Origin of the sequence: Aeromonas sp. ZOR0002 (assembly GCF_963866995.1) — a bacterium.
GTDB lineage: Bacteria > Pseudomonadota > Gammaproteobacteria > Enterobacterales > Aeromonadaceae > Aeromonas > Aeromonas caviae.
The window spans coordinates 1-21,910 of the sequence record NZ_CAWMFQ010000393.1; the positions used below are offsets into that span (position 1 = coordinate 1).

Below are 21,910 nucleotides of genomic sequence, written 5' to 3' on the forward strand. Positions count from 1 at the left end.
TATCACCTGACACCGGCCTCAAACCGGTGTCTTGTTTACGCTGTCAAAAAGGTGGGTGTCCAGACTTACTGTGGTAGCAGGCTGATCGCCGGGCTGCTGTGCCCCCAGCAGCGTGGTGCCGTAGGAGTTGTCCACCGTGCAGCGCCACTGCCCGCCGGGCTCTTTGCGAAACACATAGGTGGCGCGCCGGGTTTCATCGATCCACCCCTCTCCGCCCGGGTAGCGCAGCCGGGTCTCCATGATCACCAGGGCGTTGTCGGCCCCCTCGATCACCTCCATGGCCCCCTGGGTCACCTCAAGCTGACCGTCAAAGTAATCGGAGATGGCAGTGAAGGCGCGGCGGATGGCGGGAATGCCGCGCACCACCATGCCGGGTTTGACCATCAGGGCGGCGTCTTCGGCGTAGAAGGTCATCAAGGCGTCGAAGTCGCGCCGGGAGATGGCGGCGTCACAGGTCTCGATCAATGTGCGAAGGGGATGCGGGCTCATGCCGTGCTCCTTGTTTCAGGGGTATAGGGCGGGTTCCCCCACCCTATACCGGACATCAATACCGGACATAAAAAAATCCCCCGCTTTCGTGAAAAAGCGGGGGATCGTCAGCGTCTCATGACGGCTTAACCGAGCAGGAAGGCCTTGAGGCGGCCAAAGTCAGCGGGCAGATCGTGGGACAGGAGCGGCAGCGCGGCGTGCTTGGCGAGCGGGCCCGGCAGCGGCACATCCAGATTCAGGATCTCGTCCACCGACTCCTTGAATTTGGCCGGATGGGCGGTGCAGAGGAACACACCAACCTCGTCTTGCCCAAGCTGCTCGTTCAGCAGATCCCAGGCAATCGCCCCGTGGGGCTCGCACAGGTAATCCAGCTGATGCAGGCGCTGCAACGCATCCCGGGTCTGGGCATCGTCACGCATCCCTGAGCCCAAGGTTTCCAGCGCCCAGCCCTTGCGACGGCACAGCTCTTCCACCCGCGGCCAGTTGTTGGGGCGGCTCACGTCCATGGCGTTCGACAGGGTCGCGACTGTCTGGTGCGGCTCCCACTGGCCGGTTTTCAGGTAGCGCGGCACGGTGTCGTTGGCGTTGGTGGCGGCGATAAAGCGCTTCACCGGCAGCCCCAGCGCCTTGGCGATGAGACCCGCGGTGAGGTTGCCAAAGTTGCCGGACGGCACGCTGATGACCGCCTTGGCGCGATCGGCTTTCGGCAACTGAGCCACGGCTTCGAAGTAGTAGCAAACCTGGGCCAGCAGGCGGCTGATGTTGATGGAGTTGGCGGAGTTGAGGCCGATGGCGGTCTTGAGCCCTTCATCGTCGAAGGCATCTTTGACCAGCGCCTGGCAGGCATCGAAGTCACCGTCGATGGCGAGGGTGCGGATGTTGCCGCCGAGGGTGCAGAAAAGCGCCTCCTGCAAGGGGCTTATCTTGCCCTTGGGGTAGAGGATCACCACTTCAATCCCCTCCAGGCCGTAGAAGGCGTGGGCCACGGCGGCGCCGGTGTCGCCGGAGGTAGCGGTGAGGATGGTGATCTTGTCATTGGTTCTGAACGCAGCCAGACACTGGGCCATGAAGCGGCCGCCGAAATCCTTGAATGCCAGGGTCGGGCCGTGGAACAGCTCGAGGGCATAGGTGCCATCTTTGAGCTTCACCAGAGGCGCCGGGAAGGTGAAAGCGGCGTCGATGAGCTCGCTCACCTTGGCAGCCGGTACTTCGTCACCCAGCAGGTGGCTCAGGATGCGGGCCGAGCGCTCGGCCAGCGGCAGATCCAGCAGGGCATCCACGTCGACCAGCGGCTCCAGGGTCTCTGGGAAGAACAGCCCCTGCTCTCGGCCCAGACCCTGACGCACCGCCTGCGCGAAGCTCACCTGTTCACTCTTGTCCTTGATGTTGTAAAGATTCATAGCTCGCTTCCTGTTACCCGTGCCCCGGCCATGTCCAGTTTGCAGACCCGGGCAAATCCATCTTCATTGCGCACGAAGTGCGCTTCCATCCACTCTTTCATGCGTTCGGCCTGGGCCAGATCCTTCATCACCACGAACACGGTGGGACCGGACCCCGAGATGCCGGTGGCCAGCGCCCCGTTCTGGGCCCCCTGGGCCCGCACCTCGTTGAAACCTTCAATCAGGGCCGCGCGATAAGGCTCGGCAATCACGTCTTTCAGGACGCTGGCGGCCAGCCCTTCCTGGCGGCTGTAGCTGGCATGCACGAAGGCGGCCAGCCGGCGGCCATAGGTGAGGCAGTCCTGGCGACGATACTGGGCCGGCAGGATGGCGCGGGCGGCGGCGGTGGAGACCACGGTGCCCGGGTAGCAGACCACCCAGTACCACTCGTCAAACACCGGGATGCCCTGGCTGATGACGCCCCCCTCCTCCAGCACCAGCTGCATGCCGCCCAGATAACAGGGCGCCACGTTGTCGTAATGGACGGAGCCGGAGATCTTCCCTTCCATCTCCCCCATCAACAGCAGCAGGTCGTGTTCATTCAGGGGCGCACCGTGGAAGGCGTTGAGCCCTTCCAGCGCCGCCACCACGCTGCAGGCGCTCGATCCCAGGCCCGAGCCCACCGGCAGGTTCTTCTCCAGCACCATTTCCAGCGGCTTGAGACCAAGGCCGCGCTTCTCCAGCGCCTCGCCATAGGCGACCCAGCAGTCGTGGAGGATGTTCTTTTTCGGGTCGTCCGGCAACTTGTGGGCGTAACGGCCCACGGAGGAGAGGGCGAAGGGCACATCGGCCCGCTTCACCTGGACCCTGTCCCCCAGCAGGGAGCCATCCACGGGGGCGAGCGCCGCCCCCAGGACGTCGAAGCCCACGCTCAGGTTGGCGCTGGAGGCCGGTGCATAGGCCACCACGCTGCCGCCCACTTCCACATTCGGGTTCATCTCTGAACTCATGTTACAGCTCCTGCTTCCAGTTCTGGGTGCGCAGCACGTCGGCGAAGACGCCGGCGGCGGTCACTTCGGTCCCTGCGCCATAGCCGCGCAGCACCAGGGGGATGGGCTGGTAATAGGTGGAGAAGAAGGCGAGCGCGTTCTCCCCGTCTTTTACCTTGAACAGGGGCTCGTCGCCACCCACCGCCTTGATGGCTACCTTGCACTTGCCACCCTCGATGGAACCGACGTAACGCAGCACCTTGCCTTCACGCTGGGCCGCCGCGAACTGGTCGCGGAACCAGCCGTCGGCCTCGGGCAGGCGGGCCATGAAGGCTTCCACGTCGCCGCTCACGTCAAAGCCCGGCGGCAGTGCCTGCTCCACCTCCACATCGGAGAGCTCCAGCGCCATGCCGGCCTCGCGGGCCAGGATCAGGAGCTTGCGAGCCACGTCCATGCCATTCAGGTCATCGCGGGGATCCGGCTCGGTGAAGCCGTTGCCGCGGGCGATCTGGGTCGCCTCGGAGAAGGCCATCCCCTCGTCCAGCTTGCCGAAGATGAAGGAGAGCGACCCGGACAGGATGCCGTCGAAGGCGCGCAGCTTGTCACCGGCCTTGATGAGGTTTTGCAGGTTCTCGATGACCGGCAGGCCCGCGCCCACGTTGGTCTCGTACAGGAACTTGCGACGGGTCTGGCGGGCGGTGCGGCGCAGCGCCTTGTAGTAATCCAGCGACCCGGTGTTGGCCTTCTTGTTCGGGGTGACCACGTGGAAACCGGCCCCGAGGAAATCGGCGTACTGGACGGCCACGGCTTCGCTCGAGGTGCAGTCGACGATCACCGGGTTGATGAGGTGGCTCTCTTCCACCAGCTTCTTCACCGCCTCCAGGCTGAAACTGCCTTGTGCTTCCACCAGCTGTTCACGCCAGTTGGCGAGGGCCAGACCATCCTTGTTGACCGCCATCTGGCGGCTGTTGGCGATGCCCACTACACGCAGGCCGGTGCCCTGCTCGGCCAGTACCGGCTGCTGGCGGGCAATCTGATCCACCAGGGCTGCACCGACGCCGCCCACCCCGACCACGAAGAGATCGATGAACTGCTGGCTGCCAAAGAAGTTCTGGTGGCACGCCTTGATGGCTTCCGCCACCTTGCCGGAGCGCACGACCGCGGAGATGGAGCGCTCGCTCGACCCTTGCGCGATGGCGACGATGTTGATGGAGGCCTGGGCCAGGGAGGTGAAGAAGCGCGCCGCCATCCCCTTGGAGGTGCGCATGCCGTCACCGATGAGGGAGATGATGGCCAGGTCGGTCATGATCTCGAGCGGGTCCAGCAACTGGTTCTTGAACTCCAGCTCGAACTCGCGCTCCAGCACCTTGCGGGTCTTGTCGCTGTCGTAGCTGTGGATACAGAAGCTGACGCTGTACTCGGAGGACGACTGGGTGATCAGCACGATGCTGACCCCGGCGCGGGAGACGGCGGAGAAGATGCGACCGGCCATGCCCACCATGCCCTTCATGCCGGGACCGGAGACGTTGAACATGCACATGCCGGAGAGATCCGAGATGGCCTTCACCTTCAGATCGTCATCCCCCTGATCGACCCCGATGAGGGTGCCCGGCCCCTGGGGGTTGAAGCTGTTCTTGATGAGGCAGGGGATGTGGAACTGGGCCACGGGGGCGATGGTCTTCGGGTGCAGCACCTTGGCACCGAAGTAGGAGAGCTCCATCGCCTCTTTATAGGAGAGGGTTTTGAGCAGGTAGGCATCCGGTACCAGGCGCGGGTCGCAGTTGTAGCAGCCCTCCACGTCGGTCCAGATCTCGCAGCACTCGGCATCGACGCAGGCGGCCAAGACGGCGGCGGAATAGTCGGAGCCGTTGCGGCCCAGCAGCACGGTCTCGCCCTTGTCGCTGCCACCGGTGAAGCCCGGCATCAGGTAGAGACAATCAGAGCGCAGGCCCTTGGCGGCGAAGCGCACCCGGGAGGCTTCGATATCCACATGGGCTTCGAGGTAGCCGCCATCGGTGACCAGCAACTGCTCGGGCACGATGAGATCCAGCTCGATGCCGCGCACCCGCAAGAGCTCGTGCATGAAGGCGATGGAGAGGTTCTCGCCACGGCTCAGGATTCGGGCCTGGACGTTGTCCGGGCACAGCCCCAGCAAACGGATACCCTGCATCAGCCGCTCGACCTGATCCAGTTCGCTGGTCAAACGAGCCTGCAGCGCCTTGTCATCCAGCGCGGGATAGGCGGCTTTGAGCCCCGCCAGCAGGCGGGAGAAGATACCGTTGATCTCGAACAGGGTACTGCTTGCATCCATGCCGCGACTGGTCTGTTCCACCAGGGCGACCAGGTGATTGGTCACCTTGGCCGGTGCCGACAGCACCAGGGCCACCTGGGATTGGCCATGGGTATTCACCGCGATATCGGCAACCCGCAAGAAACGCTCTGCGTCGGCCAGTGACGACCCGCCAAATTTCAACACTCTCATCGCTATCTCCCTGTATTCCCTGCAAATTGATCTGCTAATTGGTCTAAAAACAATCCAACAAAAAAGGCCCGTACTGGGTGGGTACGGGCCTTTTTCTGATTTCTGTGCTTGTTCGTCAGCGCATCAACCGGCCCCAGTGCCACCTGTGGTGGTACCGGTAATAATGGTGGTGGTGGTGATGTTGGTGAATAGCTGCATGACGAACACTCTTGAACGAATCTGGTTGTTAGCAATACCGCGCCCGGCGAGGGGCTGTCAACCTAAACCTCCTTGCCAAACTTGCGGGCAAGGTCTTTGCAGAGCAGATGTAGCATATTGAGATCCCGCTGCGGCAGCATGGGCACTCGGTCCATCACCCATTGATGCAGTTTTTCATCCTGCGAAACTCCGATTTCACCAAGCAATTCTGCTGTTTTTGATTTCAGCACGCGAACCTGCCCGGCACTCTCGAAATTTTCTGCTACGTCCTGCTCGTCGCTCACTTTCTGGTCATCGAGCAGCGGACTCAGCTCATAGGCATACAGCATGATCGCCTGACCCAGGTTCAGGGACGGGTATGAGACCTTGAGAGGCAGGTAGCTGATGAGATCCACCTGAGCGAGCTGTTCGTTGGAGAGTCCGGACTCCTCGCAGCCAAACACGATGGCCACCTTCTCAAGGGAGGGCTTGGCCCGGATCTGGTCGCGAATGTCCGCCGGGGTGAGGTAGTGCTGGTAGCGGCCGCGCTGCCGGGCGGTGGTGGCGACCACCAGATCCATGTCCGCCAGGGCCTCTTCCAGGGTGTCGAAGGCTTGCGCATCCGTCAGGATCTCCTGCGCCCCGTGGGCAACCCAGCTCGCCTCCTCCTCTTCGTGCACCCGGCTCCCCACCAGTCGCATGGCGTCGAAGCCCATGGTCTTCATGGCACGGGCAGCAGCCCCCACGTTGGCGGCACGGGCGGGCGACACCAGCACAAAATAGAGTTTCATCGGGTTCTCTCCAGGATGGGGCCGACGCCGCGAACTGCGGCGAACCGTCGGCAAAACAGGGGCGCAATCTACCGTTTATCCCGAAATATTGCCACTTGAACAGATGTTTGGATGTTGCCATAGTGGCCTTGGACGCGAGTCCGCCGCCTCAGGGCACTGACGCCATGGGCCCGACAGTTCACAAGGAAGAGAGAGATGCAGCAGCCATTGGAGCAGGCGGTCGCCGAGACGATCCTGCAACGTTTTGAGTCGTTTTACAGCCGCTTTCTCGAGATAACCCAGGGCAGCAAGAGCCGTTTCGAGAACAGCGACTGGCTGGGGGTGCAGCTCGCCGGTCGAGAGCGCATCCGCCTCTATGATCACCATGTCGGCGCCACCACGGCGCAGATCAAACAGATGATGGGGGAGCAGCTGCCGACCCAGGCCCTGCTCAAGCAGGTGAAAGGCGCCTTCAGCGATCTCCTGCCCCGCTGCGAGAACTTCGAGGTGGCGGAGTCTTTCTTCAATTCCGTCTATCGCCGCATCTTCCGCCATCGCAACATCCGCGACGAGAACCTTTATATCCACCCCTTCGTGAGCCGGGGCGACAAGCCTGACCTGGGATCCTTGCTGCGTATCTATCGCACCGATCTCTCCCACCTGCCCCAGACCCTGAGCCAGCTGCTCGGGGATTACAGCTTCACCCTCCCTTTCGAAGACAAGCAGCGGGACATCATGGACATCCACCGCCATCTGGCAGAGAGCGGCCCGGCCATCCTGCACGAGGAGCCCTTCGCCATCGAGCTGCTCAGGGAAGTGTTCTATCGCAACAAGGGAGCCTATCTGGTGGGGCTCATCCGGGTGAAGGGCGAAGTCTATCCCTTCATCCTGCCCTTGCTCAGCACCGGTCAGAGCATCTATGTGGACACCGTCATCTTCGAGCCGGAGCTGGCTTCCATCGTGTTCGGCTTCGCCCGCGCCTACTTCATGGTCTATGCCCCGGTGCCGGCGCTCTTTGTGGCCTTCCTTCGCCAGATCATGCCCCGCAAGCCGGACTATGAAATCTACAACGCCATCGGCTGCCAGAAACACGGCAAGACCGAGCTCTATCGCCACTATCAGCAGCACCTGGCCCAGAGCCGGGAGCAGTTCGTCATTGCGCCCGGCATCAAGGGGATGGTGATGAGCGTGTTCACCCTCCCCTCCTACGATGTGGTGTTCAAGGTGATAAAAGACGAGTTCACCCCGCCCAAGGAGGTGAGCCACGAACAGGTGAAGGAGAAATACCGGCTGGTAAAACAGCACGATAGAGTGGGCCGCATGGCAGATACCCAGGAGTTCACCAACTTCGAATTTCCCCTCGATCGCATCTCGCCGGAGCTGTTGACCGAGCTCAAGGCGGTGGCGCCTTCTGCGCTTACCCTCACCGCCGACAAGCTGGTGATCAAACACCTCTACACCGAGCGCAAGATGATCCCCCTGAACCTCTATCTGGATCAGGCGGACGAACAGCAGACCCGCCTCGCCCTGGAGGAGTACGGCAACGCCATCCGCCAGCTCGCGGCGGCCAACATCTTCCCCGGCGACATGCTGTTCAAGAACTTCGGGGTGACTCGCCATGGCCGGGTGGTCTTCTACGACTACGACGAGATCTGCTACATGACGGAATGCAACTTCCGCCAGATCCCGCCGCCCCGCTACCCGGAGGACGAGTGGAGCGCCGAACCCTGGTATTCGGTGGCACCCAACGACATCTTCCCGGAGGAGTTCGCCACCTTCCTGCTGCAAAAACCCCAGGTGCGGGAGATCATGATGCAGTTGCACAAGGAGCTCTTCGATGCCAACTACTGGAAGATGCTGCAGAGCAACATCAAGGAGGGGATGTTCGAGGATGTCTATCCCTACCGGCGCAAGAAGCGGTTTCGCTTCCAGCGAGGGGGATGACCCGGCATCAGGTACAAAAAGGGACGCCATGGCGTCCCTTTTCACATTCTTCTGCACACTGGCGCAGGGGCCGCCTGCGACAGCCTTTGACGAGCTCCCGGCTTATTTCACGGCGTCAAAGGTCAGCAAGGTGGCCTTGTCGGCATCCTTGAGTACTAGCTGTTTGCCGCTGATCTGGAAGCTCGCCACCTTCTCCAGGTTCTGCAGGTAGTTCATCTCCTTGCCGGCCAGATCCCCCGCACACATCATGCGCGTCGAACCCATGGCGCCCAGCGTCAACACGCCGTCACCCTGCTCTGTGATGCCGCCAAAGTAGCGGTTGCAGCCGCCCTTGCCCGCCACCTTGTCACCGGCGACCTGCAGGGTGAAGGTATCACCGCTCGCCCCTTGCAGTTGCCAGGTCGATGCCTGCAATTGTGCCAGCGTGGAACCCGTAGTCATGGCGCAGCCTCCCAGGGCCAGAGCGGCCAGCAGGATCAGTTTGTTGTTCATCAGTTCACCTCGTGATGGAGCGTGTCGTAACGACACGGAGTGAGGGGCCTGTGTACCATGACTGCGGCGTCAATCAAAACTCTTTTATTGTGATCGGGGTTCCCTTTACTCCCCGCTGGCATGTGCCATGCTTGTAGTCCTGTTCGGACCCAGGGAGGGGAAACGAATGGTCAAGTCTCTCGTCATCGCCATGGCATCCAGCCTCGTCTTTTCGGCTCAGGCCGCCGACTGGAGTTTTCTCCAGACCGAATCGGACAACCCGCTCTACGTCAAAAGCTATTCCGGCGTATTGCTCGGCAACCAGAGCCATCTTGGCGACAACTTCGACCTCTGGCTCATTAATACCGGCTATCAATACCCGCTTCAGGATGACATCAGCCTCTACATGGAGGCCGGCCCCGCCATCGGCCCCCAAAGCGGGCAGGCCGGGTTCAATATCAGCTCTGGGGTGCGCTATCGCCTCTCCCCGTCACTCAACATCGGCAGCCAGCTCAAGCAACTGGAGGTGAGCAAGGCCAGCACCCTGGTTGAGCTCAACAGCAGCCTGCTGGTGACACCCTCCCTGGCCATCACCGCCAATTACGGACTCAGTGCCTTCAGCACGGAACACTTTCTCACTCTGGGAGTGGGCTTCAACTTCTGAGGTTCAGAGGAGCCTGGCGCCGCTCACCAGCACACCGTTGAGGTCGGCGTAGACATAGTCGCCGGGCGCTATGGTCACACCGGCAAAAGAGACCACGGTGTCCAGCGTGCCCAGGCCCCGTTTTTCGGTCTTGACCGGGCAGGGGGCCAGGGCCTTGACCCCCAGCGCCAGGGTCGCCAGCGTCCCCACATCCCGCACGGCACCATTGATGAGGATCCCCTCCCACCCCTGCTCCACCGCCTTGATGGCCAGCTGATCCCCGAGCAGCGCCCGACGCAGGGAGCCGCCCCCGTCGATCACCATCACCTTGCCATGGCCGGGACGATTGACCAGTTCACGCACCAGGCTGTTGTCTTCAAAGCAGGAGAGGGTCACGGCCTCGCCGTAAAACAGCGCCTTGCCGCCATAATCGTGAAAGAGGGGGTCAGCGATCCTAAGGGCATCGCCATGTTCATCGCAAAGGTCGGGCAGCAGGTCCAGCATGATCATCATCCTTCCATGGAGTGAAATGTGTCCGCTCATTCTTTCATCATGTCGGGGCGCTGACAATCCACCGGCCGGGTGCCCTGTCCGGATGGCGGGGGGCCATGTCAGCCCGAAGGCCTGAACCGCCAGCGGGACGCAAGCGCCCCCAGATGACAGGGCGGCCCTCCCAGCAACACGGGCACCAGCCAGAGCTCTCCTTCACGCACCCAATAGAGGGCATTCTGGCCAAATCGGGCGGCCAGCCGGATCGCCTCTGGCAGCGAAAGCGGCAACAACAGAGACGCCTCCTGCCAGCGCTCATCCTCATCGCTCCCCCAGACCTCTCCCATGACGGGACACTCGCCCACTTGCCGGACAAGGGCTCGCTGGCGACGGGCATTGCGGCGCAGCCCCACCCACCGGCTGGCCGGGTTCCAGGCCGTGACAATGGCATAGGCTGGGCAGCTGGGAGGCGCAAAGGGGGCGATGAAGCACACTTTTCTGTAGTTTTCCCACAAAGTCATGTCAACCACATGTTACATCCCATTACATTTATTAAGGGCGAAAAAGCGGGTCAGCCCAAGTATGATGCAGCGAACTCGGGGATTGACTTATATCAAAGCTGAGTTAAAAAGTTGCTATCTGACGGCAAAGAGTGTTGTTATGCGCCTGTTAACTGATAAAATGCAGCAACTTTTGTAATGGACTACCTCTCCGGGCTTCTCTTGTTCAGACTTGTTGAGAGCCCATGTACGGCACAGGGATGCTTGCCGACATAGTTACCAAATTCGCGATGATTCGACCTGATATTCATACCCAGGATGACGTAATAAATTTTCAGGACCGGTCGAATAACGCCAAAGAGTGTTAAAATTTCGATAATTAACTGATAAGAATCTGGGAATACTCATGCAAACACCACATATTCTGATCGTCGAAGACGAGCTGGTCACCCGCAACACCCTCAAGAGCATCTTCGAAGCCGAAGGCTACATCGTGCTGGAAGCCAACAACGGTGACGAGATGCACCAGGCCCTGACCAGCCACACCATCAACCTGGTGATCATGGACATCAACCTGCCGGGCAAGAACGGCCTGCTGCTGGCGCGCGAGTTGCGTGAAGATGACAACATCGCCCTGATGTTCCTGACCGGTCGCGACAACGAAGTGGACAAGATCCTGGGGCTGGAGATCGGCGCAGATGACTACATCACCAAGCCGTTCAATCCCCGTGAACTGACCATCCGTGCCCGCAACCTGCTGAGTCGCACCATGAATGTGGCCGCCGGTGGCGAAGAGAAGAAGCTGGTAGAACGTTATCTGTTCAATGGCTGGGCTTTGGACATCAACAGCCGCGCCCTGGTCAGCCCGGCAGGGGACATGTTCAAGCTGCCCCGCTCCGAGTTCCGTGCCATGCTGCATTTCTGCGAGAACCCGGGCCAGATCCAGACCCGTGCCGAGCTGCTCAAGAAGATGACGGGCCGCGAACTCAAGCCCCACGACCGCACCGTGGACGTGACCATCCGCCGTATTCGCAAGCACTTCGAGAGCGTGGGCGACACCCCTGAGATCATCGCCACCATCCATGGCGAAGGCTATCGCTTCTGCGGCGAGCTGGAGCAGGAGTAATTCTCCCACTCCCGAGTTGAAAAGGCGCCCTGTGGCGCCTTTTCCATGTCTGCAAGGCTCGCCCCAGGCAACTTGCCCCCTCAAAAAATGCACAACAAAAAGCCCACTCGCAGGAGTGGGCTTTTTGTGTGAAGACTGGAGCGGGCAGCGGGAATCGAACCCGCATCATCAGCTTGGAAGGCTGAGGTAATAGCCATTATACGATGCCCGCTAGGCATCAAAACGTGCTCAGTGTGATGGGGAATCCCCACGACAGACAGCCATCTGGCTGATATGGACAACGGCGCGTGCCGCTATCTGGAATGTGGAGCGGGTGATGGGAATCGAACCCACGTATGCAGCTTGGGAAGCTACCGTTCTACCATTGAACTACACCCGCGTCAGTGGCCTCTACTATATGCATTTTGCCGCCGAGCGCAATCACCGACCTCGCATTTTTTGCCATAAATCAAGCTGTTCGGCCAACTAATGAGCATGAAGCCGATTTTTCACACAATGATGTTCATCCGCCGGGTTCTGCAAGGTTGCCAAGCCGTGGGGGCGACGATAGTCTTGCGCCACTCGTTTGAGGAGGGTGGTAATGGACAAGAACAGACAGAAACATCTCTATGGCTGGTTGCGCAAACAATCGGGCCATGGTCGGCGCTGGATCGGCATCTCCATCGCCTTCGGGCTGGGTCAGGGCGTCCTGATGGTGATGCAGGCCTGGTTGCTGGCGACCCTGCTGCACGGTTTCATCATCGAAGGCTCCACGCCGGAGCACTCCGCCCCCCTCTTCATCAGTCTGTTGCTGGTGACCCTGACCAAGGCGGCCCTGGCCTATGGCCGCGAGGTGGCGAGTTTCAAGGCAGGCTGTGCGGTGCGCCAGGCCATCCGCGAGCTGGTGCTCACCCGCCTCGCCAGGCTCGGCCCTGCCTATATCCAGCGTCGCCCCGCCGGTAGCTGGGCCAGCCTGCTGCTCGAGCAGATCGAAGAGATGCAGGACTTCTTCTCCCGCTATCTGCCCCAGATGGCCATCGCCGTCTTTATTCCCCTGGTGATCCTGGTCTCTGTGTTCCCGGTCAACTGGGCGGCGGGCCTCATTCTGCTCGGCACGGCCCCGCTCATTCCTCTCTTCATGATCCTGGTGGGGGTGGGCGCCGCCGATGCCAACCGCCGCAACTTCCAGTCGCTGGCGCGCCTCTCAGGCCACTTCCTCGATCGCCTGAAGGGGCTGCGCACCCTGCAGCTTTTCATGCGTACCCGGGCGGAAGGGGAGGCCATCCGCGATGCATCGGAAGATTTTCGCGAGCGCACCATGGAGGTGCTGCGCCTCGCCTTCCTGAGCACGGCCGTGCTGGAGTTCTTCGCCGCCATCGCGGTGGCCCTGGTGGCCGTCTACTTCGGTTTCTCCTACATCGATCACCTCAACTTTGGCAGCTATGGCGTCAAGGTCACCCTCTTTACCGGCCTGTTCGTGCTCTTCCTCGCCCCCGAGTTCTACGCGCCGCTGCGGGAACTCGGTGCCCACTATCACGCCAAGGCACAGGCCATTGGCGCCGCCGAACAACTGCTGGAATTTCTCGAGGCCGACGTGAGCGAACCCGCCTCCGGGACGCTCCCCTTCCATGCGGATGGCCCCGTCAAGGTAGAAGCCCGCAGCCTGGAAGTGCTGAGCGCCGAGGGCAAAGTGCTGGTCGGTCCCCTCGATTTCACGCTGGAAGCCGGCACGCGCACCGCCCTGGTCGGCATCAGCGGCGCGGGCAAGAGCTCCCTGGTCAATGCCCTGCTCGGTTTTGCCCCCTATCGCGGTTCCCTGTGCGTCAACGGAGTGGAGCTTCGTACCCTGGACATCAGCCAGTGGCGCCAGCAGCTAGGCTGGCTCTCCCAGAATCCCCAACTCTTCCACAGCTCCCTGCGGGACAACCTGCTGCTGGCCAGACCATCCGCCAGCGACGCCGAGCTGGAAGCCGCGCTCAAGCGCGCCCAGGCCTGGGAGTTCGTCAATGAGAAAGGGCTGGACTATCGGGTCGGGGATCAGGCGGGCGGCCTCTCCGTCGGCCAGGCCCAGCGCATCGCCCTTGCCCGTACCCTGCTCAAGACGACCCAGATGATGGTGCTGGATGAACCCACTGCCAGCCTGGATCGCCATTCTGAGCGGGCCGTCATGAGCGCCCTCGAACAGGCCGCACAAGGTCAGACCCTGCTGATGATCACCCACCGCCTCGATCAGCTCAGCCAGATGGACAACATCCTGGTGCTGGCGCACGGCAAGCTGGTGGAGCAGGGACGTTTTGCCGCACTCGGCGAGGCCCGGGGCCCCTTCGCCCGCCTCCTGTCGCAATCCCAAGGTTTCGGAGACTCTCTCGATGACTGATCTATTGCCGTTCCTGCGCCTTTATCGCCAGCACTGGCTCAGCCTCTCCATCGGCCTGCTGCTGGCCCTGGTCACCCTGGTAGCCGGCATGGGCCTGCTCTCCCTCTCCGGCTGGTTCCTCTCCGCCGCCGCCGTCGCCGGGCTGGCGGTCGCCACCCGAGACACCTTCAACTACATGACCCCTGCGGGGGGCGTGCGGTTCTTCTCCATCGTGCGCACCGCCAGTCGCTGGGGCGAGCGGGTCGTGAGCCACGACGCCACCTTCCGGGTGCTGACCCGGCTGCGGGTCTGGTTCTGGCAAAAGCTCTCCCCTCTCTCCCCCGGCTCCCTTGCCGGTTTTCGCCAGGCTGACCTGCTCAACCGTCTGGTGGCCGACATCGACGCCATGGATCACGTCTATCTGCGCCTCATCACCCCCATTGGGGCGGCGCTGCTGAGCTGCGCCGGGCTGGTCTTCTTCCTCTCCTTCTTCGATGGTCGCCTGGCGCTGACGCTGGGAGCCATTCTGCTCTTTGGCATGCTGGCCTTGCCCCTGGTCTTCTATTTTGCCGGGCGCGCGCCGGGCCGCCAGCTCATCGCCGAGAAGTCCAACCTGCGTACCCGCATGGTGGACTATCTGGACGGCCAGGCCGAACTGCAGATGTTCGCCGCCGCTCCCGAGGCGCTCACCGGATTGCAACAGGCGGAGCAGGCCCTGATCCGGGCCCAGGCCCGCATGGCCCGCGTCAGCGGCCTGGCCGCCTTCTCGGTGCAGTTGCTGAGCGGCTGGACTCTGACCCTGATGCTCTGGCTGGCCGGTCACGGCGTCGGTGGCAGTGCCCCTGACCCCATCACGGCACTCATGGTGTTCGCTACCCTGGCGAGCTTCGAGGCGCTGCTGCCGCTGGCCGGTGCCTTCCAGCACCTCTCCACCAGCCTCACCTCCGCCCGCCGTCTCAACGAGATCCTGCAAGAGGCCAAGGCGCCGGAGTGGGGAGCACAGCAAGCCCCCGCTGCCCGGGGTGCCGTGCAGATAAGCGACCTGCATTTCACCTATCCAGGCCAGGATGCACCCGTGCTGCAAGGGTGCACCCTGCAACTGCATGCCGGAGAGAAGCTGGCGCTGCTGGGGCAGACCGGCTGTGGCAAGTCCACCCTGATGGGGTTGCTGACCCGGGAGTGGACGGCCCTATCGGGGGAGATCCTGCTCGATGGCAAGCCCCTCACCGATTACAGCGAAGAGGCGCTGCGCGCCTCCTGCTCCGTGGTGAGCCAGCGGGTCCACCTGTTTGCCGATACCCTGCGTGGCAACCTCACCCTGGCCGCCCCCGGAGCCAGCGACGAACGGCTCATCGAGGTGCTCACCCAGGTGGGGCTCGGGACTCTGCTGCGCGATGAGGGTGAGCAGGCAGAACAGGGGCTGGATGCCTGGCTCGGGGATGGCGGGCGTCCGCTCTCCGGCGGGGAGCGCCGCCGCATCGGCATCGCCCGCGCCCTGCTCCACGATGCACCGCTCTGGCTGCTGGACGAGCCCACCGAAGGGCTCGATACCCAGACCGAACGGGAGATCATGGATCTGCTGCTGACCCTGGGGGCGGATCGCACCCTGCTGCTCATCTCCCACCGCCTGCTGGGGCTGGAACGGATGGACAGGGTAGCCCTGATGGAAGAGGGTCGCATCCGTCTGTGTGCCCCCCACCAGGAGCTGCTGGAAGATGATCACTACCGCAGCCTGCACCGGCGACTGGCTCCCGCCTGATCCGGGAGTCGTCTCGCTACAATCCATTGATATGGCTAAAAATGGGGCTGGTCGCCATCGGCGACTGCCCCCTATAATGGCCCACTCGCCACCCAACAAGATGCCGATATGAAACGCCTGATCCTGATGATGCCCCTGATTGCCTCCGGTTGCGCCGACTTCGCCTTCAACAGCAATCTGGACAAGGAAAACTTCGACGAGTACTTCAAGCCGGGGAGCGTGCGGATCTACGAGCAGAGCGAGCTCGCCGACCTCAACTACCTCTACCTCGGCACCGTCGAGGGGGAATCCTGCCAGAGCGATGCCAACCAGGCGGTGCCCAATGCCGGTGAAGCCCGCACCCTGGCCCGCCGCCGCGTGGCGGACATGGGGGGCAACGGCGTCAGCTTCGACAAGTGCGCCGAGTTCAGCGACGTGCCCGGCTGCCTGAAGCAGGTGATCTGCTACGGTCAGGCGCTGAAAGTGGCCGAAGAGAAGTAAGTCCTGCCATGGCGATCGCCATCGTGCGACTCGGCAGCCCCCGCCTCGAGGATGAGGGGCTTCGCATCGGTACCGTGCGTCGCCCCCCTCGCGGCGTGCCCAAAGCGGCGTTCGCCAGCCAGGATTGGTACGACGTCTGGTTCCCCAATCTGGCCCCCAGCGCCGAGACCATGAAACTCGGTCAGACTGCCGACACCGCGGCCCGGTGGACCGCCTTCTGCAAGCAGTACAAGGCCGAGATGGCCGCCCCGGCCGCGAAGCACGATCTGGCCCTGCTGGCCGCCCTCTCCCACACTACCCATTTCTCGGTGGGGTGCTACTGCGAACAGGAGTCCCGCTGCCATCGCAGTGTGCTGAGAACCCTGCTGGCCGAGGCGGGGGCATTGCTGCGCTGAGCCCCGTCATGGATGAACACCCCACATGAGAAGAGGGCACCCCGGGGTGCCCTCTTCTTTATGGTGTCGGCTAGTACGCATTCGATGACAAGGAAACCTCCACTCCTCGTCGCAAGGCCTGTTCCTCATCAGGGGTCATGCCCGGCAGCGGCCCCCGGGGGTTGCTGGCAAGCCATACCACCAGATCGTCAACCGTCTCCTCCAGGGGGCGAAAGTTCAGCCCATGAACGATGGCGGCCTCGGCGCTGATGGTGCCATACCCAGCATACTCGGGCAGCTCGTTTGGCAGCAGCGTGGGATAGCTTTGCCAGGGCGCCACCCCTGCCGCCATCAGGTCACGCCAGGGAGCCCACTCGAGCTGCAAGGGGGTCACTGGCGTCAGCCGGGCAGTGAGGCGTTCCACCCAGTCGTTCAGTGCGATGCCGGGCTTGATCAGGTTGAAGCACCCAGCGAGTCGCTGCTCGGCAGCCCGCAGCACGAACTCGGCGCAGTCGCGCACATCCAGGTATTGCAGCCTGTCCTCCCCCAGCCCCGGCAAGAGCCAGGGCCCGCCCCGCTGCACCCGTCTCACCCACCAGGCAAGACGAGCGGTCGGGTCAAAGGGGCCGCAGAGCACGCCGGGGCGCAGGGTGCACAGGCGATCTCCCCAGCGGGCGCGATACACCGACTCGCACAGCACCTTGAGGGGGCCGTAGTCGGTGGGCGCTCCTGCCATCTCGTGCAGGGGGGCCGACTCATCCATGCCGGGTTGGGAAAAATCGCGATAGACACTGATGGTGGAGATGAAGATGAGCCGATCACAGCGCCCCAGCAGGGCGTCAGAGAGTCCTTCGGCCTGTTCGGGGCGATAGCAGCAGGTGTCGATGACCAGATCCCAGTGCCGCCCCTCGCCCCGCAAGGGGGCCAGGTCCCCGTCTCTGTCCCCGTGAAGCTGGGTCAGCTCCCGCCAATCCGGGTGCTGGCGGTGGCCGCGATTGAACAGCGTCACCTCGTGCCCCCAATCCAGGGCCAGCGTGGTCAGGTGGCGACCCAGAAAGCCGGTGCCGCCGATAATCAACAATTTCATCCCTGTCTCTCCTCTATGGCGCCCTCTCCTTGCAGCCCCTCCACGGGCAGCCGAAACGGCCATGGCCTGGCATGGTGAGCACACGTCCCAGGCACGCCCTGATGCCGCCAGGCATATCGTCATGGTGCGGGCAGCAGGCTCCTTGCCCGCTCCCCCGCCACCCCTTTTGCCGCCCCACCCTACGCAAGTTGGCACCAGGACACAGCCCCCGGGCACCGGGTCTGGGATCGGGATCACAGGGGCCGCGTCCTGGTGCTCCCCCTGCGTTTTCGGCGTGCCTGTGCTACATTGCCCGGGTTTTCAGCCAGGATCCGCCATGAAGTTCGATATCGATACCCTAGGGATCATCCGCTCTCCCTACAAGGAGAAGTTCGCCATACCCCGCCAGCCCGGCCTAGTCAGCGCGGCTCGCGCCCGCCTCGAACTGCTTCCTCCCTACGATCAGCCCGATGTGCTGCGCGGCATCGAGCAATTCTCCCATCTCTGGATCAGCTTCGTGTTTCACCAGACCATGGATCAGGGCTGGCACCCGACGGTGCGCCCGCCGCGCCTCGGCGGCAACGAGCGGGTCGGGGTCTTTGCCACCCGCTCCACCTTCCGCCCCAACCCCCTTGGCCTCTCCGTGGTCGAGCTGCACGGGGTGGGACGTGAGCGCGGCAAACTCTGGCTCGAGCTGGGCGCCGTGGACTTGCTCGACGGCACCCCCGTTGTCGACATCAAGCCCTATGTCCCCTATGCCGACAGCCTGCCCCACGCCCGTGGCGGTTTCGCCCCCGATGCCCCTACCCCGCCGCTGGCGGTGAGCTTCAGCGCCCAGGCCGAGCAACAGCTCGCCCCCTGGCTCAAGGCCCACCCGGAGCTGCGTGAACTGGTGAGGGAGGTGCTGGCTCAGGATCCCCGCCCTGCTTACAAGAAGGGCAAGCCGGATGACAAGGTGTACGGTGTCAGATTGTTCGATGTGAACGTGCGATTTCAGATAAAAGAACCGCAATGTCAGGTACTGGCCATCGAACCCGCTTGAAAAAAGCCTCTCGGGCAGCATGAAAAAAGCCACCCTCCCGGGTGGCTTTTTTATGGGCAAAACAGGGTGCTCAGCGCCGCTGCAGCAGCAGGCTGCCGATGGAGTAACCGGCCCCAAAGGAGCAGAGCACCCCGCGAGCCCCGCTCGGCAGATCCTGATTGAAGAGGTGGAAGGCGATGATGGAACCCGCCGAGCTGGTGTTGCCGTAGCGGTCGAGGATGACAGGCGCCTCCTGCTGGCTGGCGTCATGGCCCAGCAACTTGCGACCGATGAACTGGTTCATGGTGAGGTTGGCCTGATGGAGCCAGAGCCGGCTCAAGCCATCGGCCGCCCATCCCTGCTCCGCCAGCTGGGAGGCTATCTGATCGCACACCAGGGGCAGCACCTCCTTGAACACCTTGCGCCCCTGCTGGCGGAACAGCTTGTCGTCGCCGTAGCGGGTGCGCGGGCTGAGCCGGTTCAGGAAGCCGAAGTTGTTGCGGATGTTGTTGGAGTACTGGGTCACCAGCTTGCTGGCCACCAGTTGCCAGGGGTTGGCCACCTGGCAATCGGCTTCCCGCTCCAGCAGCACGGCGGTACAGGCATCCCCGAAGATGAAGTGACTGTCCCGATCGCGGAAGTTGAGGTGACCCGAGCAGATCTCCGGATTGACCACCAGCGCCAGCCGGGCGGTGCCTGCCGCCAGCATGTCTGCGGCGGTCTTGATCCCGAAGGTGGCGGAAGAGCAGGCCACGTTCATGTCGAATGCCAGGCCGCTGGCGCCGAGATAGTGCTGCAATTCGATGGCCAGCGCCGGGTAGGGGCGCGGCATGTTGGAGGCGGCGACGATGACAAGATCGATCTCCCCCGGTTCACGACCGGCGGCGATCAGCGCCTGCTCGGCGGCCGCCACCGCCATCTCCACCATGATGGAGGGCTGATCGTCCGGGCGCTCCGCCATGAGCGGCTGCATGATGTCGGGATCCAGCACCCCCTCGCTGCTCACCAGATAGCGGCTCTTGATGCCGGAGGCCTTCTCGATGAACTCGCAGCTCGAGTGCTGTTTGGCAGGCAACTGCCCAGCATCGATGGCGGAGGCGTTCTCCTCGTTGTAGAGATCCACGTACTGGTTGAAGGCCGCCACCAGCGCTTCATTGCTGACGGCAAAGGGAGGGGTATAGAGGCCTGAGCCACTGATTACGATAGAGGTCATCTTTGCTCCTGGCCGGGTGCAATCCCGGCTTGTCTGTTTTTTAGGGTTCAGAGGGTCACAGCTGGTCGATGGCCGCAGCCAGACCCGCCAGGGTCAGCGGGTGCATCCGCCCGCCGATCAATTCGTTCATCAACTTGATGGAGGGGTGCCACAGCCACTCCTGCCTTGGCAGCGGATTGACCCACACCATCTTGGGGAAATGTTGTTGCAGGCGCCCGAGCCACACCTGGCCGGGCTCCTCGTTCCAGTACTCTACGCTGCCACCTGGCCAGGTGATTTCATAGGGGCCCATCTTCGCATCCCCCACCACCATCACCCTGTAGTCGCTGCCGTAGGTGCGCAGCAGCCGCAAGGTATCGAACCGATCATCATGGCGCCTGGCATTGTCCTGCCAGACGAAGTCGTAGAGGCAGTTGTGAAAATAGAAGAACACCAGGTGCTTGAACTCGTGGCGCAGGGCCGAGAAGAGGCGCTGCACCTCGGCCACGTGGGCATCCATGGAGCCCCCCACGTCGAAGAAGACCAGCAGTTTGACCCCGTTGTGGCGCTCGGGCCGCAGTTTCACATCGAGCCAGCCTTGCCTGGCCGAGCTTTGGATGGTGTTGTCGAGATCCAGCTCGTCGGGATTGCCCCGGCGCACCCAGCGCCTGAGCTTGCGCAGGGCGAGCTGGATGGCGCGCTGCCCCAGGGGCGAGTCGTCACTGAAGTTGCGAAAGTGGCGCGCCTCCCACACCTTGGTCGCCCGCCCGTGCTGGCCCTCTCCCCCCATGCGGATCCCTTCCGGGTGATAGCCGCCGTGACCGAACGGGCTGCTGCCCCCGGTGCCGACCCACTTGTTGCCGCCGGCGTGGCGCGCTTTCTGCTCGCTTAGCCGCTGGTTGAGGGTCTCCAGCAGCTGGTCAAGCCCGCCGAGGGATTGGAGCAACGCCTTCTCCTCCGGGCTTAACAGTCGCTCGAACTCCTGGCGCAGCCAGTCGTCAGGCAGGCTCTCCGGCAACAGGGGGATGGCGGCCAATCCTTCGTAATACTCGGCGAAGGCGCGATCGAAGCGATCGTAGTGCGCCTCATCCTTCACCAGCAGGCAGCGGGATAGCTGGTAAAACTCGTCCATGTCGAGGCTGGCCAGTCTGGCTGCCAGCGCCCCGTGCAGGTCGAGCAACTCCCGCAGGCTGCAAGGAAGCTTGTGGCGGCGCAGGTGAAGGAAGAAGTCGATGAGCATTCAGCCGCCGCGGCGCGCCAGGAAGGCGAGCTTCTCGAAGAGGTGCAAGTCCTGCTCCGTCTTGAGCAGGGCACCGTAGAGTGCGGGCACCAGCTTGCCGGGCTCACGGGTGCGCAGGGCCTCGGGGGCGATGTCGTCGGCCAACAGCAGCCGGATCCAGTCCAGCAGCTCGGAGGTGGACGGCTTCTTGCGCAGCCCCTCTACCGCACGCAGCTCGAAGAAGAGATCCATCGCCTCGTCGAGCAGCTGCTCCTTGAGGTCGGGATAATGGAGCTTGACGATGGCCTGCATCTCGGCCTTGTCGGGGAAGCGGATGTAGTGGAAGAAACAGCGACGAAGGAAGGCGTCCGGCAGCTCTTTTTCGTTGTTGGAGGTGATGATGACCACGGGTCGCTGGCGCGCCTTCACGCGCTCGCCGGTCTCGTAGACATCGAACTCCATCCGATCCAGCTCCAGCAGCAGATCGTTGGGAAACTCGATGTCCGCCTTGTCGATTTCATCGATGAGCAGCACTGGCCGCTGCTCTGCGCTGAAGGCCTGCCACAGCTTGCCCCGGCGGATGTAGTGGCCTATCTCCCCGACCCTGGGGTCACCGAGCTGGGAGTCTCGCAACCGGGCGACGGCATCGTATTCGTAAAGCCCCTGCTGGGCCTTGGTGGTGGACTTGATGTGCCAGCTGATGAGCTCGGCGCCCAGGGATTCAGCCACCGCCTCCGCCAGCACCGTCTTGCCCGTACCGGGTTCACCCTTGATGAGCAGCGGCTTCTCCAGCACGATGGCGGCATCGACGGCCATCTTCAGTGCCTGTGATGCGAGATAGCGGTCGCTTCCTGCAAATCCCATGAGATCCCTTCCATTGGATGCCCAGGCAGCGGGAGCCCCCTCGGCAAGAGAGAATAAGTTCTATATGTTGTAATAACATATTGTTATAACGATTCGTCACTTCTCATTCAGAAACCACAGGGTAATCTTGTTTCATCGCCT

20 protein-coding genes, 2 tRNA genes and 1 other annotated feature are annotated in these 21,910 nt (G+C 62.7%); of the genes, 8 read left to right on the forward strand and 14 right to left on the reverse strand.

What is annotated here, in order from left to right; translation table 11 throughout:
- Window positions 1-18: 18 nt before the first annotated feature.
- The 5 genes from AACR77_RS21990 to AACR77_RS22010 form a co-directional block, all read right to left on the reverse strand.
- A complete protein-coding gene (locus AACR77_RS21990) occupies window positions 19-489 on the reverse strand; it encodes a YybH family protein (RefSeq protein ID WP_052224753.1) in 471 nt (156 codons plus the stop codon).
- Window positions 490-614: 125 nt separating this feature from the next.
- The gene (gene thrC, locus AACR77_RS21995) at window positions 615-1,889 is read right to left on the reverse strand and encodes a threonine synthase (RefSeq protein WP_042878880.1); all 1,275 of its coding nucleotides are present in this window, start codon (window positions 1,887-1,889) and stop codon (window positions 615-617) included.
- The gene (gene thrB, locus AACR77_RS22000) at window positions 1,886-2,866 is read right to left on the reverse strand and encodes a homoserine kinase (RefSeq protein ID WP_406568591.1); all 981 of its coding nucleotides are present in this window, start codon (window positions 2,864-2,866) and stop codon (window positions 1,886-1,888) included. The genes thrC and thrB overlap by 4 nt, the downstream gene beginning before the upstream one ends.
- 13 nt (window positions 2,867-2,879) lie before the next feature.
- On the reverse strand, window positions 2,880-5,339 hold the full coding sequence (gene thrA, locus AACR77_RS22005; protein ID WP_042878884.1) for a bifunctional aspartate kinase/homoserine dehydrogenase I: 2,460 nt from the start codon (window positions 5,337-5,339) through the stop codon (window positions 2,880-2,882).
- Between the two features lie 57 nt (window positions 5,340-5,396).
- Window positions 5,397-5,530 (reverse strand) — a sequence feature (Thr leader region).
- A gap of 69 nt (window positions 5,531-5,599) precedes the next feature.
- A complete protein-coding gene (locus AACR77_RS22010; RefSeq protein ID WP_042878886.1) occupies window positions 5,600-6,307 on the reverse strand; it encodes a tRNA/rRNA methyltransferase in 708 nt (235 codons plus the stop codon).
- 195 nt (window positions 6,308-6,502) lie between these two features.
- Between AACR77_RS22010 and aceK the strand changes: the two genes are divergently transcribed.
- Window positions 6,503-8,230: a bifunctional isocitrate dehydrogenase kinase/phosphatase gene (aceK, locus tag AACR77_RS22015; protein WP_010673586.1), complete on the forward strand. Its 1,728-nt coding sequence runs from the start codon at window positions 6,503-6,505 to the stop codon at window positions 8,228-8,230.
- Between the two features lie 102 nt (window positions 8,231-8,332).
- Here the strand turns inward: aceK and AACR77_RS22020 are convergent, their stop codons facing one another.
- Window positions 8,333-8,722 carry an META domain-containing protein gene (locus AACR77_RS22020; protein WP_042878889.1) on the reverse strand — a complete coding sequence of 130 codons (390 nt, stop codon included), beginning with the start codon at window positions 8,720-8,722 and terminating at the stop codon, window positions 8,333-8,335.
- Window positions 8,723-8,888: 166 nt separating this feature from the next.
- Here AACR77_RS22020 and AACR77_RS22025 point away from each other — a divergent pair, with 166 nt between their 5' ends.
- Window positions 8,889-9,365: a hypothetical protein gene (locus AACR77_RS22025; protein WP_039039355.1), complete on the forward strand. Its 477-nt coding sequence runs from the start codon at window positions 8,889-8,891 to the stop codon at window positions 9,363-9,365.
- Window positions 9,366-9,368: 3 nt separating this feature from the next.
- Here AACR77_RS22025 and AACR77_RS22030 read toward each other — a convergent pair whose 3' ends face one another.
- A complete protein-coding gene (locus AACR77_RS22030; RefSeq protein ID WP_039039382.1) occupies window positions 9,369-9,848 on the reverse strand; it encodes a putative 4-hydroxy-4-methyl-2-oxoglutarate aldolase in 480 nt (159 codons plus the stop codon).
- Between the two features lie 107 nt (window positions 9,849-9,955).
- Window positions 9,956-10,354, reverse strand: coding sequence for a DUF3293 domain-containing protein (locus tag AACR77_RS22035; RefSeq protein WP_081999333.1), 399 nt, complete (start codon window positions 10,352-10,354; stop codon window positions 9,956-9,958).
- Window positions 10,355-10,739: 385 nt separating this feature from the next.
- Between AACR77_RS22035 and arcA the strand changes: the two genes are divergently transcribed.
- On the forward strand, window positions 10,740-11,459 hold the full coding sequence (arcA, locus tag AACR77_RS22040; RefSeq protein WP_010673581.1) for a two-component system response regulator ArcA: 720 nt from the start codon (window positions 10,740-10,742) through the stop codon (window positions 11,457-11,459).
- Window positions 11,460-11,595: 136 nt separating this feature from the next.
- Here arcA and AACR77_RS22045 read toward each other — a convergent pair.
- Together AACR77_RS22045 and AACR77_RS22050 are read right to left on the reverse strand one after the other, a co-directional pair.
- Window positions 11,596-11,670 (reverse strand) — tRNA-Gly (locus AACR77_RS22045).
- 94 nt (window positions 11,671-11,764) lie between these two features.
- Window positions 11,765-11,838 (reverse strand) — tRNA-Gly (locus tag AACR77_RS22050).
- Between the two features lie 201 nt (window positions 11,839-12,039).
- Here AACR77_RS22050 and cydD point away from each other — a divergent pair.
- The 4 genes from cydD (at window position 12,040) to AACR77_RS22070 (ending at window position 16,428) form a co-directional block, all read left to right on the forward strand.
- Window positions 12,040-13,815, forward strand: coding sequence for a heme ABC transporter permease/ATP-binding protein CydD (gene cydD, locus AACR77_RS22055; RefSeq protein ID WP_042878894.1), 1,776 nt, complete (start codon window positions 12,040-12,042; stop codon window positions 13,813-13,815).
- A complete protein-coding gene (gene cydC, locus AACR77_RS22060; protein WP_042878895.1) occupies window positions 13,808-15,553 on the forward strand; it encodes a heme ABC transporter ATP-binding protein/permease CydC in 1,746 nt (581 codons plus the stop codon). Before cydD ends, cydC begins: the two co-directional genes overlap by 8 nt.
- A 108-nt stretch (window positions 15,554-15,661) precedes the next feature.
- A complete protein-coding gene (rcsF, locus tag AACR77_RS22065) occupies window positions 15,662-16,033 on the forward strand; it encodes an Rcs stress response system protein RcsF (RefSeq protein WP_010673578.1) in 372 nt (123 codons plus the stop codon).
- Window positions 16,034-16,041: 8 nt separating this feature from the next.
- Window positions 16,042-16,428 carry a DUF488 domain-containing protein gene (locus tag AACR77_RS22070; protein ID WP_042878898.1) on the forward strand — a complete coding sequence of 129 codons (387 nt, stop codon included), beginning with the start codon at window positions 16,042-16,044 and terminating at the stop codon, window positions 16,426-16,428.
- A gap of 70 nt (window positions 16,429-16,498) precedes the next feature.
- Here AACR77_RS22070 and AACR77_RS22075 read toward each other — a convergent pair whose 3' ends face one another.
- Window positions 16,499-17,494, reverse strand: a complete 996-nt coding sequence (locus AACR77_RS22075; protein ID WP_042878900.1) for an NAD-dependent epimerase/dehydratase family protein — start codon at window positions 17,492-17,494, stop codon at window positions 16,499-16,501.
- 316 nt (window positions 17,495-17,810) lie between these two features.
- On the opposite strand from AACR77_RS22075, the gene tsaA reads away from it, so the two are divergent.
- Window positions 17,811-18,515 carry a tRNA (N6-threonylcarbamoyladenosine(37)-N6)-methyltransferase TrmO gene (tsaA, locus tag AACR77_RS22080; protein ID WP_041214760.1) on the forward strand — a complete coding sequence of 235 codons (705 nt, stop codon included), beginning with the start codon at window positions 17,811-17,813 and terminating at the stop codon, window positions 18,513-18,515.
- A gap of 70 nt (window positions 18,516-18,585) precedes the next feature.
- Here tsaA and AACR77_RS22085 read toward each other — a convergent pair whose 3' ends face one another.
- From AACR77_RS22085 to AACR77_RS22095, 3 genes are read right to left on the reverse strand one after another with little or no spacing between them, the layout of a single operon-like run.
- Complete coding sequence (locus AACR77_RS22085; protein WP_039039348.1) at window positions 18,586-19,707, reverse strand: beta-ketoacyl-ACP synthase III; 1,122 nt, start codon at window positions 19,705-19,707, stop codon at window positions 18,586-18,588.
- Between the two features lie 55 nt (window positions 19,708-19,762).
- Entirely contained in the window at window positions 19,763-20,926 is a 1,164-nt protein-coding gene (locus tag AACR77_RS22090) for a vWA domain-containing protein (RefSeq protein WP_042878901.1), read from the reverse strand.
- Complete coding sequence (locus AACR77_RS22095) at window positions 20,927-21,769, reverse strand: AAA family ATPase (RefSeq protein ID WP_042878903.1); 843 nt, start codon at window positions 21,767-21,769, stop codon at window positions 20,927-20,929.
- Between the last annotated feature and the right edge of the window lie 141 nt (window positions 21,770-21,910).

Coding starts and splice junctions, on each gene's coding strand:
- aceK (WP_010673586.1), top strand. CDS start 6,503: ATGCAGCAGCCATTGGAGCAGGCGGTCGCCGAGACGATCCTGCAACGT.
- rcsF (WP_010673578.1), top strand. CDS start 15,662: ATGAAACGCCTGATCCTGATGATGCCCCTGATTGCCTCCGGTTGCGCC.
- AACR77_RS22075 (WP_042878900.1), bottom strand. CDS start 17,494: ATGAAATTGTTGATTATCGGCGGCACCGGCTTTCTGGGTCGCCACCTG.
- AACR77_RS22020 (WP_042878889.1), bottom strand. CDS start 8,722: ATGAACAACAAACTGATCCTGCTGGCCGCTCTGGCCCTGGGAGGCTGC.
- thrC (WP_042878880.1), bottom strand. CDS start 1,889: ATGAATCTTTACAACATCAAGGACAAGAGTGAACAGGTGAGCTTCGCG.
- cydC (WP_042878895.1), top strand. CDS start 13,808: ATGACTGATCTATTGCCGTTCCTGCGCCTTTATCGCCAGCACTGGCTC.
- AACR77_RS22030 (WP_039039382.1), bottom strand. CDS start 9,848: ATGCTGGACCTGCTGCCCGACCTTTGCGATGAACATGGCGATGCCCTT.
- AACR77_RS22095 (WP_042878903.1), bottom strand. CDS start 21,769: ATGGGATTTGCAGGAAGCGACCGCTATCTCGCATCACAGGCACTGAAG.
- thrB (WP_406568591.1), bottom strand. CDS start 2,866: ATGAACCCGAATGTGGAAGTGGGCGGCAGCGTGGTGGCCTATGCACCG.
- arcA (WP_010673581.1), top strand. CDS start 10,740: ATGCAAACACCACATATTCTGATCGTCGAAGACGAGCTGGTCACCCGC.
- AACR77_RS22070 (WP_042878898.1), top strand. CDS start 16,042: ATGGCGATCGCCATCGTGCGACTCGGCAGCCCCCGCCTCGAGGATGAG.
- AACR77_RS22025 (WP_039039355.1), top strand. CDS start 8,889: ATGGTCAAGTCTCTCGTCATCGCCATGGCATCCAGCCTCGTCTTTTCG.
- AACR77_RS22090 (WP_042878901.1), bottom strand. CDS start 20,926: ATGCTCATCGACTTCTTCCTTCACCTGCGCCGCCACAAGCTTCCTTGC.
- AACR77_RS22010 (WP_042878886.1), bottom strand. CDS start 6,307: ATGAAACTCTATTTTGTGCTGGTGTCGCCCGCCCGTGCCGCCAACGTG.
- AACR77_RS21990 (WP_052224753.1), bottom strand. CDS start 489: ATGAGCCCGCATCCCCTTCGCACATTGATCGAGACCTGTGACGCCGCC.
- cydD (WP_042878894.1), top strand. CDS start 12,040: ATGGACAAGAACAGACAGAAACATCTCTATGGCTGGTTGCGCAAACAA.
- tsaA (WP_041214760.1), top strand. CDS start 17,811: ATGAAGTTCGATATCGATACCCTAGGGATCATCCGCTCTCCCTACAAG.
- AACR77_RS22035 (WP_081999333.1), bottom strand. CDS start 10,354: ATGACTTTGTGGGAAAACTACAGAAAAGTGTGCTTCATCGCCCCCTTT.
- thrA (WP_042878884.1), bottom strand. CDS start 5,339: ATGAGAGTGTTGAAATTTGGCGGGTCGTCACTGGCCGACGCAGAGCGT.
- AACR77_RS22085 (WP_039039348.1), bottom strand. CDS start 19,707: ATGACCTCTATCGTAATCAGTGGCTCAGGCCTCTATACCCCTCCCTTT.